General features: G+C 37.6%; 12 protein-coding genes. 6 read left to right on the top strand and 6 right to left on the bottom strand.

The features are described 5' to 3' along the window. The first annotated feature begins 241 nt into the window (after nucleotides 1–241). On the top strand, nucleotides 242–889 hold the full coding sequence (rdgB, locus tag ACFIJ7_RS00755) for an RdgB/HAM1 family non-canonical purine NTP pyrophosphatase (protein WP_375644377.1): 648 nt from the start codon (nucleotides 242–244) through the stop codon (nucleotides 887–889). Continuing rightward, nucleotides 886–2,085, top strand: a complete 1,200-nt coding sequence (gene hemW, locus ACFIJ7_RS00750; RefSeq protein WP_375644376.1) for a radical SAM family heme chaperone HemW — start codon at nucleotides 886–888, stop codon at nucleotides 2,083–2,085. The genes rdgB and hemW overlap by 4 nt, the downstream gene beginning before the upstream one ends. An 83-nt stretch (nucleotides 2,086–2,168) precedes the next feature. Here hemW and dapE read toward each other — a convergent pair whose 3' ends face one another. The 3 genes from dapE to ACFIJ7_RS00735 all read right to left on the bottom strand — a co-directional run bounded on the left by dapE (nucleotide 2,169) and on the right by ACFIJ7_RS00735 (nucleotide 5,123). After that, nucleotides 2,169–3,341: a succinyl-diaminopimelate desuccinylase gene (gene dapE, locus ACFIJ7_RS00745; RefSeq protein WP_375644375.1), complete on the bottom strand. Its 1,173-nt coding sequence runs from the start codon at nucleotides 3,339–3,341 to the stop codon at nucleotides 2,169–2,171. A gap of 224 nt (nucleotides 3,342–3,565) precedes the next feature. Then, nucleotides 3,566–4,312, bottom strand: a complete 747-nt coding sequence (locus tag ACFIJ7_RS00740) for a M48 family metallopeptidase (RefSeq protein ID WP_375644374.1) — start codon at nucleotides 4,310–4,312, stop codon at nucleotides 3,566–3,568. 31 nt (nucleotides 4,313–4,343) lie between these two features. After that, nucleotides 4,344–5,123: an alpha/beta hydrolase gene (locus tag ACFIJ7_RS00735; RefSeq protein WP_375644373.1), complete on the bottom strand. Its 780-nt coding sequence runs from the start codon at nucleotides 5,121–5,123 to the stop codon at nucleotides 4,344–4,346. Between the two features lie 196 nt (nucleotides 5,124–5,319). Here ACFIJ7_RS00735 and infC point away from each other — a divergent pair, with 196 nt between their 5' ends. The 3 genes from infC (at nucleotide 5,320) to ACFIJ7_RS00720 (ending at nucleotide 8,185) form a co-directional block, all read left to right on the top strand. Beyond that, a complete protein-coding gene (gene infC, locus ACFIJ7_RS00730) occupies nucleotides 5,320–5,838 on the top strand; it encodes a translation initiation factor IF-3 (RefSeq protein ID WP_375644372.1) in 519 nt (172 codons plus the stop codon). A 324-nt stretch (nucleotides 5,839–6,162) separates the two neighbouring features. After that, nucleotides 6,163–6,348 carry a hypothetical protein gene (locus ACFIJ7_RS00725; RefSeq protein WP_375635389.1) on the top strand — a complete coding sequence of 62 codons (186 nt, stop codon included), beginning with the start codon at nucleotides 6,163–6,165 and terminating at the stop codon, nucleotides 6,346–6,348. 64 nt (nucleotides 6,349–6,412) lie between these two features. Continuing rightward, nucleotides 6,413–8,185, top strand: a complete 1,773-nt coding sequence (locus ACFIJ7_RS00720) for an ABC transporter ATP-binding protein (RefSeq protein WP_375644371.1) — start codon at nucleotides 6,413–6,415, stop codon at nucleotides 8,183–8,185. A gap of 1,566 nt (nucleotides 8,186–9,751) precedes the next feature. On the opposite strand, the gene ACFIJ7_RS00715 is transcribed toward ACFIJ7_RS00720, so the two are convergent. Then, nucleotides 9,752–14,410 carry a translocation/assembly module TamB domain-containing protein gene (locus ACFIJ7_RS00715; protein WP_375644370.1) on the bottom strand — a complete coding sequence of 1,553 codons (4,659 nt, stop codon included), beginning with the start codon at nucleotides 14,408–14,410 and terminating at the stop codon, nucleotides 9,752–9,754. Next, nucleotides 14,410–16,374 (bottom strand): autotransporter assembly complex family protein, encoded by a 1,965-nt coding sequence (locus tag ACFIJ7_RS00710; RefSeq protein ID WP_375635386.1) that lies wholly within the window; start codon nucleotides 16,372–16,374, stop codon nucleotides 14,410–14,412. The genes ACFIJ7_RS00715 and ACFIJ7_RS00710 overlap by 1 nt, the downstream gene beginning before the upstream one ends. Before the next feature lie 406 nt (nucleotides 16,375–16,780). Here ACFIJ7_RS00710 and ACFIJ7_RS00705 point away from each other — a divergent pair, with 406 nt between their 5' ends. Beyond that, nucleotides 16,781–18,313 carry a YifB family Mg chelatase-like AAA ATPase gene (locus ACFIJ7_RS00705; protein ID WP_375635385.1) on the top strand — a complete coding sequence of 511 codons (1,533 nt, stop codon included), beginning with the start codon at nucleotides 16,781–16,783 and terminating at the stop codon, nucleotides 18,311–18,313. A gap of 11 nt (nucleotides 18,314–18,324) precedes the next feature. Here ACFIJ7_RS00705 and ACFIJ7_RS00700 read toward each other — a convergent pair whose 3' ends face one another. Then, nucleotides 18,325–19,230 (bottom strand): transporter substrate-binding domain-containing protein, encoded by a 906-nt coding sequence (locus ACFIJ7_RS00700; RefSeq protein ID WP_375644369.1) that lies wholly within the window; start codon nucleotides 19,228–19,230, stop codon nucleotides 18,325–18,327. Nucleotides 19,231–19,512 lie beyond the last annotated feature (282 nt).

The raw sequence follows: 19,512 nt of genomic DNA, 5'->3' as shown, positions 1-19,512 counted from the left end.
ACCCTTTAGAGCAAGCCGGAAATTGGAAATTTACCATAAAAATGCTATTATAAAAAAGACATGTCCTTCATATCTTTGCAAGGTTATCTTTATACAAGATAAAAAATTTTATTGGAATAAAATATCATAAAACGTGTAAAATAATCATATCATGTAAAATTAAGCAGAATGTGTGTATATGAGTATTTAAGCTGGTTTTTAGCACAAAAATAGTTCCCCTTTCATTTTTGGAGAAATCTATATGAGAAGCATAGCAGATAAAAAACTTGTCATTGCTACACATAACACCGGCAAATTGCATGAAATCACTACTTTAATTACGCCTTTCGGTTTAATAATACAATCGGCAAAAGAACTGGGCTTGCCAGAACCAAAAGAAACGGGAAAAACATTTGAAGAAAATGCTTATATTAAGGCTTTTTCAGCAGCAAAAAAGACAGGACTTCCTGCCCTTTCTGATGATTCAGGCTTAGAGGTAGATGCATTGGAGGGTGCGCCAGGCGTTTATACCGCTGATTGGGCAATTCAAGCCGATGGCACACGTAATTTTCCAAAAGCTATGAAAAAAATAGAAAATGAACTCCAAAAAGTCGGAGCGCGAGAAAAAAGCCAACGAAAATGCCGTTTTATATCCGTCATTTGCATTGCATGGCCTGATGCTCATGCAGATTACTTCCGCGGATGCGTTGAAGGAACATTCTTTTGGCCTCCACGGGGCGACAAAGGCTTTGGTTTTGATCCTATTTTTTTACCAGATGGATATGAAAATACCTTTGGAGAAATGTCAACAGAGCAAAAACACAACTGGAAATGTAATGATATTCCCCCTCTTTCACATCGCGCACGTGCTTTCAAACTTTTGGCAGAAAACCTTTTAGCATTCTCATGAATGAACCTTTTGGCATTTACATTCATTGGCCCTTTTGTGCAGCTAAATGTCCTTATTGTGACTTTAATTCGCATGTTCGCATCCATGGTGTTGATCAACCACGTTTTGTCACCGCCTTTAAGCGCGAAATAGAAACGCAATACCACAAAATAGGCCCACGCCATATTACAAGTATTTTTATTGGTGGGGGAACTCCTTCTCTTATGGAGCCGCGAACTGTCGATGCCCTATTGCAAGCACTTGCAAAAAAATGGGTAGTCGATGATAAAGTTGAAATTACATTAGAAGCTAATCCATCCAGTGTGGAGGTAGAACGCTTTCGTGGATACCGTGCAGCAGGTGTTAATCGCTTATCTCTAGGGATACAAGCGCTCAATGATAAAGCATTGCGCAAACTTGGCCGACTCCATAATGTGGAACAAGCTCTTTGTGCCATTGCTTTAGCACGGCAAATTTTTCCACGTTTATCCTTTGATCTCATTTATGCCCGCCCCGAACAAACCCTTGAACAATGGAAATCTGAACTTGTACAAGCAATTGATTTGGCAGCGGACCATCTTTCTCTTTATCAATTGACGATCGAAGAAGGAACTGCCTTTAAATGGCTTCATGATGCAGGAAGACTTATCCTTCCCCCATCAGAGTTAGCAGCAGATCTGTATCATCTTACCCAAGAAATAACGGCACTGCATGGACTTCCTGCCTATGAAATCTCAAACCATGCAATGCTCGGTGCTGAATCAGCACACAATCTTCTTTATTGGCGCTATCACCAATATGCAGGCTTTGGTCCAGGAGCACATGGACGTTTCATTGAGCACGCACCGAATCATTCCTCTGCCTGTTCAAAAACATTGTCATCACATCTTGAAAACCGCGAACGTTATGTCACAATAAATGAAAAGCATCCCGAACAGTGGCTTAATTTGGTAGAAACAACAGGACATGGCTGTATTGAAACGGAACATTTAACCACTGAACAACAGGCAAATGAAATGCTCCTTATGGGATTACGCCTTTGCGAAGGCTTAGAACTTATACGCTATGAAACCTTAAGCCCTAAACGCATCCCAATGGAAAAACTGATCGATTTACAACAACAAGGGTTGGTAGAAATGGTAGGAAACCAGCGTTTGAAAGCCACGGCTAAAGGACGCATCCTTCTTGATCACATCATCAGCCAACTGGCAATATGATTTTAACCTGTTATCATATCAATTGTGACACATTTACGGTTTTCAATTTGAGGTGAAGATGCTTTTGAGAAAGCAATTGCTTCTCACCGCAAAAAATCAACAATGAAACGTTCATAAACAGCCGTGAGAGTCTCCAGCGCATCAAGCGTTACACATTCATCCACCATATGCATCGTTTGCCCCGGTAAACCAAATTCAACCACTGGGCAATAATCTTTAATAAACCGCGCATCCGAAGTCCCCCCCGAAGTTGAACATTCTGGTATATTCCCTGTCACACCTTCAATAGCATTGGATAAAGTTTTAACGAGTTTATCATTTTTGGTCAAAAAAACATCTCCCAAACTTGGAATCCATTCAAGCTGATAGTAGGGTAATTGATCATTCTTATTTTTTGGCTGCACCAAAGCAAGGCGTTTTTCAATTTCTGTCATAAGCGTTTCTTTTGTCCAAAGATCATTGTAGCGTATATTAAAACGGATTGTTGTTTGCGCTGGAATAACGTTCACCGCGGGATTCCCCGTATCGATGGTTGTTAATTCCAAATTACTTGGTTGAAAATTTTCTGTACCTTGATCTAAGGCTTTTAGTGTCAATGCTTGAATAAGCTTATTTACTAAAGGCAATGGATTGGCTGCCCGCTCAGGAAAAGCAACATGACCTTGGCGACCTCTCACGGTAATGATACCAGAAATCGATCCGCGGCGACCAATTTTGATGACATCCCCAACAGTTTTTACGCTTGTTGGTTCTCCGACAAGAGCTGCAGTCCATTTTTCCCCTTTTTGCTCTGCCCATTTCAGAAGTTTTACCGTACCATTAAGTGCAGGACCTTCTTCGTCACCAGTGATCAAAAGGCTTATTGTTCCTTTAATAGACTGTTTTTCTAGAACTCGAGCCAACGCCGCAATAAAACAAGCGATTCCGCCCTTCATATCAACAGCACCCCGCCCATATAATTTTCCCTGATCTATGACAGCTTCAAAAGGTGAATAGGTCCATTCATCCAATGCGCCTGGTGGTACGACATCTGTATGACCTGCAAACATAAGATGGGGTCCTTCATTTCCCATTTTTGCATAAAGATTTTCAACATTATCTGTATTTTTATCCGTAAAAATAGGGCGCTCAACATGAAATCCCATTTTTTTCAAAAATTGCTCCAAAGTTGATAAAGCCCCTGCTTCATGAGGTGTAACAGAAGGACAACGGATAAGTCTTTGTAATAGCTGAAGTGGATCTGTAAGAACAGGCATAAGCTCCCCTTCCCATTTTTTTATAAGTTATCGGAACTTAAGGTTATTACGCTGAATTACAAAAAAGATAAAGCAAAAACATTGAAGACACTCAGCAAACCAAGCAGGGGAGAACAATCGTGCTGAGAGCTTCAATGGCTTCCTCATTATGCATGAGCAAGTACACACACAACAAAACACTCGACAAAAAGTTCCGTTAAATATTGCCTTCATTGGAAAGCTTTTTACGCCTTTAAATTATATGAATCAAAATTAATTGCGTGCAATCTATGAGCATTTTCCTTCAACCAAGCACGATACGTTTTACTATCAGGACATAGTTCTTCACAAAGAGCCCAAAATCTTGGACCGTGATTCATTTCAACAAGATGAGCAACCTCATGAGCAACAACATATTCCACAACTTCTTTTGGTGCCATAACAAGGCGCCAAGAAAAAGAAAGACGCTTATCTATTGAACAAGACCCCCAACGACTTCTCGTATCTTTATAACAAATTGATTTGACTTTACGCTCTACTTTATGGGCATAATGTGCCACCAAAGGTGTTATAATACGTGCTGCTTGTTTTTTCAAAACGTCAGCAACACGCCTTGGCAAATATTCTAATTGACCATAAACGATAATTTGAGGTTCTTGTTCTGCATCTCCTGCAATAATTTCCGTCACCCCACGTCCTTCTCTATGCTTTATGGAATGGCAAACACCCAATAAAGGAATCGTTGCCCCCTCTTTGAGATAAGCATTTTCATGAGAGATTTGTACACGAGCAAGACGTGCCTCAATCCAAGACCGATGCTTTTCAATAAAACTTTGAATCGTACAGAGACTTATCGCTGGTGGTGTTGTTACACAAATCCTCTCTCCGCTCGCATCAATACGTAAGGTAAGACGGCGCGCGCACTTATTTTCCCGCACCCGTACAGGTACAGAGCGATCAGAAAAAATAAAATGCTGTTTAGAAATGCTCATATATTTTTATCTTCATCAATAAATGTACCCCTTATTTTGCATTAATCTGATTAATAAAAGATCTCAATACCGTTTCGAGGCAATCTAAATCTTGCGGACGAGAAAAGCGATGACCTGCATCACGAACAAGTGTCAATGTTACATCATGGAGAGGTAAATGATCAAGTAAAGTCAATGTATGCTGATAGGGAATATCTTCATCTTCCATCCCTTGTAGAATATGGACTGGACACCCAACATCAATGCATCCTTTCATAACACAATTTTCGCGTCCATCTTCAATCAATGTTTTTGTAAAGGGCATTGGCTCTGTATCATCAACTGCAGGTCGTTCAATATAGCCTTTTTCCTCCAAAATCTTCCATTCTTCTGAGCCTAATTTTGGTTCCACCAATGTTTGTGTAAAATCAGGTGCTGGAGCAATCAATATCATGCCAGCAAGCTTCTTATTTTTCTGTGCTAGCATCATAGCAAGCTTTAGCGCAATCCACCCGCCCATAGAGGTGCCAATCAAAATTTGTGGCCCCTCACAATAATTTTCAAAAACCGCTAAACTTTCTTTAACCCAGCGTGAAATCGTTCCTTGAAAAAAATCACCTTCAGATTCTCCATGTCCAGAGTAATCAAAACGTAAGCAGGACAAATCATTCTTCTGAGCAAAACTATCAACCAACATCGCCTTATCCCCTGACATATCGGACAGATAGCCATGAAGCCAAACTAAACCTAGAGAATGGCTGCCTTTGCGATAACGTACTGCAAGTGCGGTGTTCTCAAACGAAAAAAACTGACAAGGAATATTTTGATCCATGATTCTTTAATCCTCCATAAAACAATTCCTTTAAATTAAGAGAAAAACTTTTATAATCTAAATCATTCCAAAAAGTAATAAATCAAATAATGAAAAAGACACGAATTATAGTTGTTTTTAGGTGCATAATTGTATATTAAATTAACTGTAGTTGAATCAAAATTAAGGAGCATAAACCATTCGTAAACCGTTTAAAATGACACCTACCCAAAAAGACGGACCACGTTCAAATCAGGATATCCGAGTACCTCATGTTCAGCTTATCAATGATGAGGGACAACATCAGGGGGTTGTTGGGATACAAGAAGCTCTTGCTATGGCTGCAGATGCGGGGCTTGATTTGGTTGAGATTGTACCAAATGCGGAGCCACCCGTATGTAAAATCATCGATTTGGGCAAATTAAAATATCAAACCCAAAAAAAAGCTGCTGAAACACGTAAGAAGCAAAAAGTCATCGAAATCAAAGAGATTAAGATGCGCCCAAATGTTGATGTCCATGATTATGGAGTCAAACTCAAGGCTGTTCATCGCTTTATTGATCATGGTGATAAAGTAAAGATTACTTTGCGTTTTCGTGGTCGTGAGATGGCTCACCAAGATCTTGGATTAAAGCTTCTTCAGCGTGTGAAAGAAGATACAAGTGAAATTGCCAAAATTGAATTGGAGCCAAAGCTTGAAGGCCGGCAAATGATGATGGTGATAGCACCTAAATAGTTTTGCATTAGAATAATATTTGCATGCAACTCATCAAAATAGGCGTATGGCATTATTTAGAAGCACCACATAGAGTTTTTGTGGTGCTTTTAAGGTTTTATAAATGTGTATAAATCCTTATCGATTTATAAGAAGAATTCGTTATTTTGCATATTAAATGAGAAAGCTCAAACATCGTAAGGTCTTCTTATTTCAAGCTCTCTTATCATGCAATGCGGCAAAATTGTTTGCTTACACATCACAAACGGAGATGATACATAAAAATTATTAAAAAAGCAGAAATGTTTTTTGTGAGCTATTTCAAGTGCCAAAGGCTATCACAATATGGAAATTGGTAAATACAATGGTGAAACTCGCCGTTACCTTTTATTGAAAATTAAAAATAATGATGAACAACGAATTTTTACTATACCTTTTACAGAAACTTTGCACTACATTTTTCACTCTCGCCGTCGTGAAATTGATGTGATGAACCTTGAAAGAAAAGGCTATTTTTGTAAAAAAGATTAAGGGGCTTTTTAATTAAGAATGTTTCAATCTTGCATAAAATAATGAGAGAATATGGAAGCAATTCATGGCTAAAAAACAAATTTCCTCTTTTGATAAACATCTTATTATCCGCCTTTTGCGAGAAAATTTTCGTAAACATATGCGTTGGTACAGTGCGGCTATTTTCTCAATGATCATCATTTCTTGTACCACAGCAACCAGTGCATGGATTATGCGTGATGTTGTTAATCAGATTATTGATGCACAAAATTTTCCTATAATTGTTTTGATTTCTAGCTTCATTGCTTTTATCTTTATTCTCAAAGGAGTTGCAACTTTTTCCCAAACTTACTTTCTAAACAAAGCAGGCAATAGTATCATTGCTGAACAACAGCGTAAAATTTTTGCACGACTTATGGAACAAGGAGTCTCTTTTTATCATAATAACACTTCATCTGATCTTCTTGTTCGTGTAACTCATAATGCGACAGCTGTACGTAATATAATTGATACTATTATCACAACTTTTGTACGTGATTTGCTTTCCGTTAGTGGTCTGTTGCTTGTCATGTTCATTCAAAACTTTGTGTTAATCTCCATTACTTTAATCGTAGGACCACTAGCTTTTTTAGGCGTTCGAATGGCTTTAAAACGCGTTCGCCGCCTGATGGAAAAAGAGCTCCTTTCACTTGGTGAAATTATCAAAATCGTACAGGAAACGGCTGTTGGTATTCGAATCATAAAGGCCTTTTCACTAGAAGAAGTCATGAAAAAACGAATGGACAAAGCCATTTGTGATGTTGAAAAACAAACAAACAATATTGCAACACTCGAAGCTATTACCAGTCCGATTATGGAAACACTCACGGGTGTTGCCATTGCAGGTATTATTTGTTTTTCCGGTTATCTTGCAACCCAACGCGCAGGTGTTCAAGGTGAATTTATGTCCTTTATTGTTGCTTTACTTTTAGCGTATGAACCCGCAAAAAGGCTAGCAAATGTACGTGTCAAAATTGAATCTGGCTTGGTCAATATCCGTACGATGTTTGAAATACTCGATTGTCCCCTTACAGTTATAGAACATAAAGAAGCTAAAGATCTGAGTAAAACGCAAGGAACTATTCGTTTCGAACATGTTTCTTTTGCATACACTAATAACAAAATGATATTGAAAGATATCAACCTAGAAATAGAAGCCGGAAAAATGACAGCATTAGTGGGACCATCCGGTTCGGGAAAGTCAACCCTTATCAACCTTATTATGCGCCTCTATGACCCCATAAAAGGACGCATATTGATTAATGATCAAGATATTCGCTACACAACATTTCGCTCTCTGAGAAACCTGATGGCCTATGTAGGACAGGATACTTTTCTCTTTCAAGGAACTGTTAAATATAATATCGGGCTTGGAAAAGAAGGGGCTAGTGATGACGAAATTATCGAAGCAGCAAAAGCAGCAAATGCTCATGACTTTATTATGAGTTTGCCAAATGGTTATGATACACAGATAGGTGATAATGGCTGTAACCTTTCAGGGGGGCAAAAACAACGACTCGCTATCGCTAGAGCAATGATTCACGATAGCGAAATTCTGATTCTTGATGAAGCAACGAGTGCGCTTGATTCACACACCGAAGCACAAATTAATGAAGCCATTCACCACCTTACCAAAGGACGCACAACGATCATTATTGCTCATCGCCTTTCAACGATTGCTCGTGCTCATAAAATTGTAGTCATACAAAATGGACAACTGATTGAACAAGGTACTCAGAAAGAATTGCTAGCAAAAGAACATGGGTTTTATAAAAAACTTCATAATATCCAGTTCAAAAACATACCTCTTAATTTCTAGATTCTTAAATAAGATTTGAAATAAAAATGGATAGAAGGTAATGCTCCATTTATAAAAAAGTCTTGTTACCAAGCAAAAGTATTACTTCAATCAAGAATTGGCAAAGAATTTATGGTTTATTGAAAATAAACTTCTTGGATTTAGATGAAAACTTTACTCGCCATTTTGTTGAATGCAATTGACTTTAACAATGAAACTTCAAAAACCCCTTCCCTTCCTCAAATAAGTGTTGAAACATTCATAAATATTGCCAATCCTAAAAGAGAGAGCATCAAGGTTTAAAAAAATTGCCGTGGATTATGATGATGAATCTGGATTAATACAACCTTTATCCGTGTTTATCCCTGCACTGACAATTTTTCTCCACACATCTTAAAGGACAAAGATTCTACCCAATCTGATCTGTAAACAATCCAGATTTTTATTGAGTTCGTTCCACTTGATAACAACTTATGTGATTCACTTATACAAGGCTTACCCTAAATATTCACCACGTGCTTTCAAAATACTTTGTCAAAAAAGCTTACATGCCTTATATTACCGTACCTCAAATGTCGATCTTTTATGGTACAATAGGATAGGCTGACAATTATAAATTATGCTGCAAATTATAGATACACTCAGCATAAAAGAAAGACATTGAAAAAATAAGAGAAGATTTATTATAAAACTTTTTTACTGTTGTAGCTTGCTTTAACGCAAGCTTTGCTGTTTTTTCTACATCCGAAACTAAAGTGATATTCCTCCAATACCTTAACTTCTTGAAGAGTTTATAAATGCACAACGTTAGTGCTTATATAAGGCTATGATTTCAACATGCAAAAAAACAGATGAAAAGTAAAATGACATTCCTCTTTCTTTTAACCGCCTAAATAGAAAAATATGACATATAACTCTGATAAACATTTTTACAAAAAATATCTTTTGACCTGCATTTTAATACTTTGATTTATAATCATAATTTATTACTTTACATCTTAAATAAAAGATAAGATGTAATTTACTTATTGCAAATTTTCTTTATATTTATGATGAATTAATCAAAAGCACTTGTTGTACGTCATAAGAGATATTGGTGTATGCATAAAAACTCTTAAGATAAGCAATAAAAATACCTCTACATTTTCAAGTGAAAAGATTGTCGGCAACATGAGAAGCTGGAAAATAGAATGATAATGCCGGCTTATATCTTTAATAAATACTTATACCTTTATTGACAATGGTAGTATGGATTTTATACCATTCATAAGGGGTACTTTATATCATTTCACAAGCAATCTTATGAAATAGGCTCAAGCGCACACTGAGAAATGTTTCTTTAAAACAAGCACATGAATTTGCAACACAATAGTGTTATATTTTGGAGTGTTCTGTTTGGGGGGGCTATTCATTATAAGAAAAGTGATCTCATTCAAAAACACAATAAACAAAAATCGAATATTTCAGATATATTTCTTCACGCCTCAAAAAATCTTCTTCTTTTATAGGACTTTTAGCCTATGTCTTCTTCCTAAGATTTAGAAATGAGAGACAAAAAACGAAGAATTTGTTTTTTAAATTCAATCTTTAATAATCTCTTTCATAAAAGAGACCAATACTAGAATTTTGTTCATTTCCTATGGCACCTTTAGCTTTGAGATGACGCGAAATATCTAAATTAATTGTCCCTTTCGTCGTTCCATCGGACCCTGCTTCAAAGCCCAAATAAATATTATTGTGTATGTAGCGTCCAATACGTAAGCCTGTATTACCCTTCTCATTAACGATAACATCAAGATCATCAAGCCCAATTTTAGTTCGTAAAGTATTCAACAAAGATGTATTAGAAGCACCTGCAAGATCAGCCGCTGCTGCTGCAAGTTGAGCAATCTGAAATGGTGATAATTCATTAAGAGAGCGATTAAAAATCAAACGCGCCAAAATCTCATCCTGAGGCAAATTCGGTTGTGAAGAAAAATTAATATCAAGATTATCAATCGTCCCACTTACAGTTACAGTGACTTGAATATCACCACTGTTATTGTTGGTTACAAAATAAACCGTAGGATTAAGATTACCGCTAAAACTCGCTTGTCCTTGATCAAAATTAAGACGTTGCGAAAGAATATCAAAACGTCCACGAATCATTCTAAATTCACCAACTGGATGCACATCATTCAATGGACCTGCTAGATTAATGAGTCCTCCCAGTTCAGCATCTAACCCTTTTCCGCGTACAAAAAATTGATTGCGTGCTGTAATACGCATATTTGATAGCACAACAGATGAAGATTCTTGTGTAACAATCCGGCTTTTGCTTTTGTTCGTGTTCTTAACATCAGCACGTTCAAGTGTTGTTTGAATCGATTTAGTTAAATTCTTATTTCTGATATCAAGAAACTTGGCACTTTTAAAATGATCAGGAATAAAAACTTCAGCTTTTTCAACGATGATATCACCACCAAGAACAAGATCATTTAAAAAATGACCTGTCATTGTCATCTCACCTGATAATGTTGCCAGAATCATAGAACCATCATTATAATTGGCATTATCAAGATGAAATATCAAATCTGTCTCTAGACCATTAGAGATACGACCTGAAGCAGAAATTCTCCCCCCCTCAAACGAAGAAGCTGAAGCTTTCTCTATAAGGATATGATCACCGTTCAATTTGCCTTCAAGCGTTATATTATTCAACCCTACATTTGTTTGTGAATCAAAAAAGCTACCGTCGCCTATAGAAATATTTCCTATCAATTGTGGTTTTGATAACGCCCCATTAAGAGCTGTATCAATTCTTGCTGTACCCGTTATATGTGCACCACGCTTAGCTAATAAGAGATTAACAAAATCAAGAGGCATTATCCCTTTAACGTTTAATTTTGCCTCTGAACCGTTAAGAGATACAGGCCCATGGACGGAAAGATCTAATCCTTTATCTCCAGTAGCTATCATATTTTCAATATGAAAAGTCGATTTTTTATAAGAACCACGAGCATTTATATTGATTGACATCGGTCCTTTATACGTCATAGCGGTTAAACTTTGACTAGAAAGCTCAAAATGAGCAGATGGATCCTTCATTGTTCCACTAATATCAACTTTGCCTATCACTGTCCCATCAAGCGCTTGTCCTGCAATAAAACCATTTGCCAAACGTGCAGATAAATTTTGCAAATTAATATGAAGATCAAGCTTATTTTTCTCTAGAGATACACGCCCCTGAGCTTGTGCTTGTACTCCTTCTCCTGTTAAATTTGCATTCAAAGTAAGATTTTGATCTAAGGTTTTCCCCGTAGCAGAAAAAGAAAAAGGCATAATTTTTTTATCTTGAAAAGCAACGGTTGTCAGTCCCTCACCTTTTATATCGTAAGTTATATCAGGTTTTGTTAAATGACCACGAATCATAACCTGCCCTGTTACACTCCCTGCTGCTCCAAGATCAGCTTTCCACAGATTAACTAAAGTAGCAGGAAGCGCATTCATTGTAAGTTGCAAATTCAGGGTATCTTGAATATTCCCTGCTAAGATGATGTTGCCTCCATTTATTGCAATTCCTAATTCATTGATTGCCATTCCATCTTTATCAAAAGCAATTATGGATGGTTTCAGCAATTTTGCATGAAAAGTGTGTTGTTTTAGATCCACAGTTTCAATTTGCACTTCTCGTTTTATACTTTCTGGAAGTTCCTCAACCATTAAACGACCAGAAAGCTGTGCATTGAGAGTATCATGCAACATCGCTTGGACAGTAAAAACCGTTTGTCCATTATTTCTATCAGCGTGAGCATTTAAACGATTGACCATTATCAAAGGTGTTTGAATATGTTCTGCATTGATAACTCCTTCAAACTGTGTCATGCCAAAAGGATCGAATATATCAGCATCTATTGCCAATTTTTTTATTTTATTCTTGGAAAAATTCAAATGGTTAATATGCGCCTTCACATTGGTTTTTTGTCTGCCATTTTGTTCATCAAAAATAAAATCTCCTTTTACTTCTCCACTACCATCCTGCAAAAATAACGCTGACAGTACGGAAATATCATCGGCATCAATATGCAGCGCTCCTTTCAAAAAACCGCCAAGTTGTTGAGAAAGAGCACCCGTTATTTTTGCACTTCCCCCTCTAATATCGATATTTTCAAGTTTTCGAATTTTATGAGAATCTTTAAAAGAGGCCGATAAATGCAAAGGTTTCTTAGCAAAAATCCCTTCACCTTTTATCACCCCCGTTAAAGCAGTAACTGGTGCTGTATTATCTACAAGTGCATCTATGTTAAATGTTGTATTTTGAAGTTTCTTCCCTACGATTAATGCTTCAGCAATATGGGCACGTGTATTTAGTTTTATATGGCTATTGCGCCCTCTCGCCGTACTTTCAATTGTAAGCGCACCGCTTATCTTTGGATCTAATTTGGACAAATCAGATATTTCAGCAGATAGATCCATTTTAGCGCTTTCATCTGAAAAATAACCATTAGCCTTTATGTTTGTATATTGATTTTTCAAATTAAAATGACGAAAAATGAAACCTTTCGTATTTCGCGTAGCACCACCTGAAAGAGTGATGTTTCCTTTGAATAAACGATCAAAAGACTGCACGCCTATTTTCATATCGTCAGCCATTCCTGATAATTGGAGATCAAAAATGCCACTCAATAAATTGATCGTTCCTTTGGCTTTAATATCGGCACTACCAGAAAGTGATTGTTTACTGAACACTTCCAAAGGAGTTAATGTTTGAGCTTTTAAACCGAGGTCGCCTTTAAAAACAAAACCCTCCATTGTCCCTTTTAACCAAGAAGAAAAACCCTGAGCCGTAACACTCAAATCATGAATCAAAATTGGTTTATTCGAAACAATATCCGTATCTAAATGCACATGAACCGCTTGGCTTAAATTTTCTACTAACGCTCCCTTAATCTTTTTAACCCCTTGAAGCGTCCCTTTAACCTGAACACCAACATGACGAGAAGCTGAATTATCAAGATTTTCGCTTACTCCTCCCATATCAAAAATTGCATCGCGAATATAAATATTTTTATTGCTTAAATGACCTACAACCAACCGCCCATTCCAAGATTGTTGCCCTTCGCGACCATAGTCAATGTTCAGAGCAAGAGTATTGGCAGGTTTTGGCACTTCTGATACAGGTAAATGAACAGACTCCTGTTCGTTATCAAGAGCCATTTTACCATCAACAAAAAGCCGCCGCAAAAATCCATCGGCAGTTATTTCAGCATTGGCTATAACATTCATTGCTTTGCTCTGAATAACCATCTGATCAAGGTGTGTCACACCTTCTTTTGTTCTTCTTGCCTTTGCTTTTAATGTTATATCAGATTCGAAGAGACTATGATATTGAGAAGGCATTAAAGGGCTCAGTGTTCCCTCTAATTTCGTAGAAAAACTGTGTCCTTCTGGAACACTTGCAAGAATAACATTACCATCTAAAATAGAATGATGATCAGACTCTAAAGAAAGTTTGATAACCAAATCATCAAAAGTACCATCACCTTTCACGACGAGATTTAGTGCTGGACGTTGTTCAATGTTAAAAATATTCGCCAAAATACCATTTTGTGGTTCGTTAGCAGAAATATCAATTTGAGCTGTACGATTACTATCAGATATCTTGGTGAGAACAGAAAAAGAACCCGGTGCATCTAAACGATGCGCCGCTATATCGACATCAAAATTACCACTAGCTAAAGTGAATTTGCCTTTTAGGGACATATCAGCAGAAAAACCAAAAAGATTCTGTTCAAATATCACATGTTGAGCTGTAAGCGTATTGATAGAAAGAGCAAGCGGCAATTTTGGTAAAGAGAACTTACCCGTCTCAAGGGAAGAAACAAAAGAAGAATTGCCTTGCGGTTTGCGTAAAAATGTAACCTGTTCTGCCGAAAGCTGGTTAATATCCATCCGCCCTCTCAGCAACGCTAGACGATTCCAATTCATTTTAGCATTGGTAATTTTAAGCCAAACCCCTTTTTTATCACTGACCGTAATAGCATCAATTGATGTTTGAGAAGACAGTGTCCCTTGCATATTGTGTAAACGAACTTGACGATTGGGCGCTGAAAGCTTTCGTTCAATTAAAGAAACAAACCATGAGCGATCATCTGTTTTCATTTCGCTAGAGGGAAGAGTATCTCCTCTTTGCGCAAAAACAAAACCACCCACCCCAAAAAACAAAAATACAAAGAAGAAAGCTGATAAATGTACACCTTTTTTCATTAAAATGCTTGCCCTATACCCACATAAAAACCAATGCGAGGATCACCCTTCTCTCTCTTTAAAGGAAAGGCTAAATCAACGCGTAAAGGACCAAGACCCGTCATATAACGACCTCCTATACCGGCTCCCCATTTAATTTTTTGAGAAAAATCAAAATTCGCCTTTTCCCCTACTAAACCTCCATCAAGAAAACCGACAAACCCTATTTTGTCATTTAAAGAAACACGCAATTCTGCCGATCCCTCAACAACTGCCCGTCCACCAACAACCGCATCATTTTCTGTTTTGATACCAATATTACGGTAAGCATAACCACGAACAGAGCCCCCACCACCAGCAAAAAAAAGCGTATTCGCGGGGATTTGTGCTGTATCATTCCCAAGAATTGTACCAAGCTTTGCCCGCGTAGCAAAAACAAAACGATTCCCTTCATCCAACGCCCAGTAAGAACGACCTTCTGCTGTTACTTTTGCAACAAAGTTGCTAAAACGCATCTCATAAAAAGGCTCAATGAAAACTTCACCATATAAACCTTTTGTTGCATTAAGCTTATTATTACGACTATCGTAAATCAAACCGCTAGGAAAACCTATTGTTGTAAAATTACGGCTCCCAAAATAAATATCACGTGAATAACCATTTGAAACTTCTACAGCAGCCTGTCCCGATAGATTACCATTGAAAATATGCGTAATCCCTAATCTTCCTTTGATGGCTTTTGTCGTATAATTTTCTAGAACATCTTGTTGTATTTTTAATTCTGACCTGAGATCTGTATCTGGCGTAAGTACACCAGGCTTTATAAACGTGCCACCGAAAAGATAATCAAAATTTTTAAAATTATACGATTGCTTTTTATTGCTACCAACACCGCCTATCTTTGTTTCAATTTTAAGAACCTCTGCATGACCAAAAAGATTGTTATGCATCCAATAAGCTTCAAAACCAGCACCATCTAATGTTGAATAGCTACCGCCTATACCAAAACGGCGCGGTTTACGTTCTTGTACAACAAGTGAAAGCGGTAAACTGCCATCTGGATTAATGGTATCAGCCTCACGTATATTGATAGCGCGAAAAACACCAAGGCGCGCAAGACGTTCATTTGCCTTCGCTAACGCATCGGAATCGTACTTCTGACCTTGCTTCAATCCGGTCATCCATGCGATATAAGCTGAATCTACACGTGGTTTATTACTTATATTACGCACACTTAAAGGACCATAATGAGCCTTTTGTCCAAGATCAACAACAATCCGTCCTTCAACACGCAACGCAGCATGATCAGCCACGACCTCACTTTTCATAATTTTAGCTTTAGCATAACCTTGTTGACGCCATCCTTCTATCGCCCATTTTTCTGCTTTCAAAATGGTTTCAGATTTAGCAATAGCCCCAACTTTATAGCCCAATTCTTCAATTGTGGGCATTTTATGCGCTTTACGTTTTTCAAACGGAGCTACTTTATCAATATCTGCAATACTAAAAACATATTGTGGACCGGCATTAATTGTAATAGCAATATTGGATTGTGCTGGAAGTTGAGTTACCGGACTTAAATCAGCGACTTCTAAGCCATTAATTTTAATACTAATAACACCACCGTAGCGCCCATCAGCATAAAGAGCAGAAAGAATTGCTCGATAATCTGAGCGCGCCTTGGCTAGCAAACCAGAAGAACTGGCGGATGCTTTCTCTTTATCAGCAACAAGAGAAGAAACAGATTTAACTATTTTTATACCTTCTAATGGCGCGCCTGGCGGTGCAACAACATCAACTTTATAAAATCTCTCTGTACTTTTGGCATAATTTGAAGGAGAATTTGTTTTCTTTTGACCAAAAAAAGGTATGCCGAAAAAATCAAATGCAGCAAGTGGCTGTGGAAAAGCAAAAGCGAAACACAAGCCTATAAATACACAGCGCACAGTCCCTGATTTTAACAAAATTCTTGCCTGGTATACCATAAAATCAGATACCTTATAATACACTTTGCATCTACTATACTTTAAATAATATAAAAATAAGAAAGGTAAATGTAATTACTTTGCACATTTTACACGTTTTATCACATCAAATAACACTCTGCGATACATAACGTCACCCTCCCCTTATATTTTCATAAAATTTTGCACTGTTGTATAACACGAACAGCCTCATTCTTTTTCCTTAACATATTTATTTAGCTTATTATAAATGTTTTATTGCGTCCCATACTATCATGGTTAAATTTGTACAAATGACTTTCCATGAGGACGCTAAAAAACTGCCTATGTATATAGATCTCTCTATAAAAAAAACCATAGAGATGCTTCTTGATTTTTATGCATAGATATGATTGTCTCTACAAAGTCTAAAGGGGAAAATAAATAAATGATCGCACGTGTTACAACTGTTGCTTTTCGCGGTCTAGAAGCAGTCCCTGTCGATGTACAGGTTATGATTTCGTCTGGTAAAATAGGAATGGCTATTGTTGGATTAGCTGATAAGGCAGTTGCAGAAAGCCGTGAACGTGTGCAAGCAGCCCTCCACGCTTGTGGACTTTCTATGCCTACTAAACGGATTACGATTAATCTTGCACCAGCTGATTTGCCTAAAGAGGGCTCGCATTATGATTTGCCAATCGCTGTAGGCTTAATGCTTGCTATGGGAATCCTCCCTCCTGAAGTAGCACAAGACTATATCATTTTGGGAGAATTATCACTGGATGGTTCACTTACCGCTGTTAATGGTGTTTTACCAGCTGCCATGACAGCTTTATCACTCGATAAAGGACTGATTTGTCCCTTCCAATGTGGACCTGAAGCTGCTTGGGCAAATGCAGAAATAAATATTCTTGCCCCAGAGACTCTGCTCACTATAGTCAACCATTTCAAAGGAACCCAAATTCAAAAACGTCCACAACCACGCCAATATACTATCGAAACTGAACTCCCAGATCTTTGCGAAATCAAAGGACAGAAAACAGCCAAACGTGCCTTAGAAGTTTGTGCTGCTGGACGCCATAACCTTTTGTTTGTAGGACCTCCTGGTGCTGGGAAATCTATGTTAGCGCAACGCTTACCTTCCATTTTGCCACCTCTTGATAGCCGTGAGCTTTTAGATGTCTCTCTGATTGCTTCTATTACAGGAGAAACGGTTCATAATACCATTTCACTTCATTGCCCCTTTCGTTCCCCACATCATTCTGCTTCCATGGCCGCAATGATTGGTGGGGGACTTAAAGGACGACCGGGAGAGGTCTCTCTTGCCCATAATGGTGTGTTATTCCTTGATGAATTGCCTGAATTTTCTCCGCAGGTTCTTGATTCTCTTCGTCAACCCTTAGAAAGTGGGGAATCGGTTATCGCCCGCGCTAATCACCATATTAGCTATCCTGCTCGCTTCCAACTCATTGCCGCAATGAATCCTTGCCGTTGTGGTATGGCAGGCGAAAAAGACCATGTTTGCGCTAAAGGAATACGCTGCCAAATCGATTATCAGTCCCGTATTTCTGGTCCTCTGCTTGACCGAATTGATTTACGGATTGATGTCCCTGCTTTGACAGCTATGGACCTTATGCAACCAGAACAATCAGAAAAAAGCTGCGATGTTGCCAAACGCGTCGCACGATGCCGTACCATTCAAGCTAAACGTTTTGCAACAATGGGGTTTGATCATATTCGCACCAATGGCGATTGCCCTGCCAAAATTATAGAACAGATTGCCATTCCTGATAAAAGTGCGACCATACTCTTACGAGATGTGAGTGAAAAAATGCACCTCTCTGCACGCGCTTATCATCGCATTCTCAAAGTTGCACGCACAATTGCTGATCTTGACGGATCAGATAATCTTTCACGCTATCATCTCGCAGAAGCTATTTCCTATCGACTAGGCGCAGAAAGATTAACAGCCCTTAACTAAAAAACTATTCATCAATAAAAACTTATTGGAAAATAACGCAAATAAAGTTCTGTAAGTTTACCATCCTCTTCTAGAGATTTCAGCGCATAATTGAGTATATCAACCAATTTTTCATTCTTTTTTGCAACAGCAAGCTGCATTCCTTGTCCCAATAACTGTGGCGCCATATATGCCCCCCCAACAAAATGGCAGCAATCAACAGATTTTTGTTTTTTGAACCATAACGATAAAGCAAATCCATCATCAAAAATAAGGTCAATTTTACGCTCTTGTAATGCTTTATAGAGCTCTTCTCTCTTTTTAAATTCTTGCCATTTTGCTTTAGGAAAATAATGATGAAAGAGCTTTTCGTGAATACTTTTAGACAAAACACCACTGGTTAAATGTACCAATTGATCGCTTATTGGCTCATCGAGATCTAAAAGTCGAGAAGCAACAAATCGCGCTGGAAAGCGCAAATATGACTTTGTAAAAACAAGATCTTGCTGGGTTTTACTTGTTTCTTTTAAACCCGCAATAATGACTTCTGCACCACCATTTTTAACATATTCTACAAGCTCTTTCCAAGGAATTACTTCTACTTCACAAAGCTTCTCTAATTTTAATTTTGAGCAAATAGCGCGCAATAAATCGATATTATAACCTGCAAGATGCCCCGTTTGATCAAGGAAATTAAAAGGAGGAAAATCAAAAGTTGTTACAAAACGCAAACGAAGAATATCCGTCGTATCAGGTTGTACCAAATGTTCATGCGAATCAAAAAAAGAAGGCAACCTTTCAGCTTCTGCGTAAGAGGAAAATAGAACCCCCCCTGCTACAAATAAAATACGAATAAAAATATTGTATGGATTATTGAATAAAAAATACCATAAACGCAATTGAAGATGTTTTATATATATAGATTTTTTTATTTTCAAAATCTCTCCCCCATTTTTAAAGCTAAGATGCAACTCTTCTCGATTATTATCTAACGCTCTTCACCAAAATATCTGGCGTTTAATAAATAAAATTCTTGCTATTTTTAAAAAGTAATTTTAGAGAAAGGCGATTTGATTTTTTAAATATAAGAAATAAGCTGTACATACTTTAGTGGCACACTCCATTTTATCAAAATATCAAAACCATTTTCTTGCGTATCACAACCAGAGGGAGTATATAGACACTATTAAAGAAAAGAGTAAAAATACCCTTCAAATGCC

The sequence above is a fragment of the Bartonella sp. MR100HLJHH genome, assembly GCF_042194215.1.
Taxonomy (GTDB): domain Bacteria; phylum Pseudomonadota; class Alphaproteobacteria; order Rhizobiales; family Rhizobiaceae; genus Bartonella; species Bartonella grahamii.
Note: the sequence above shows the minus strand (reverse complement) of the source record. Positions and strands in the feature narration are given on the sequence as shown.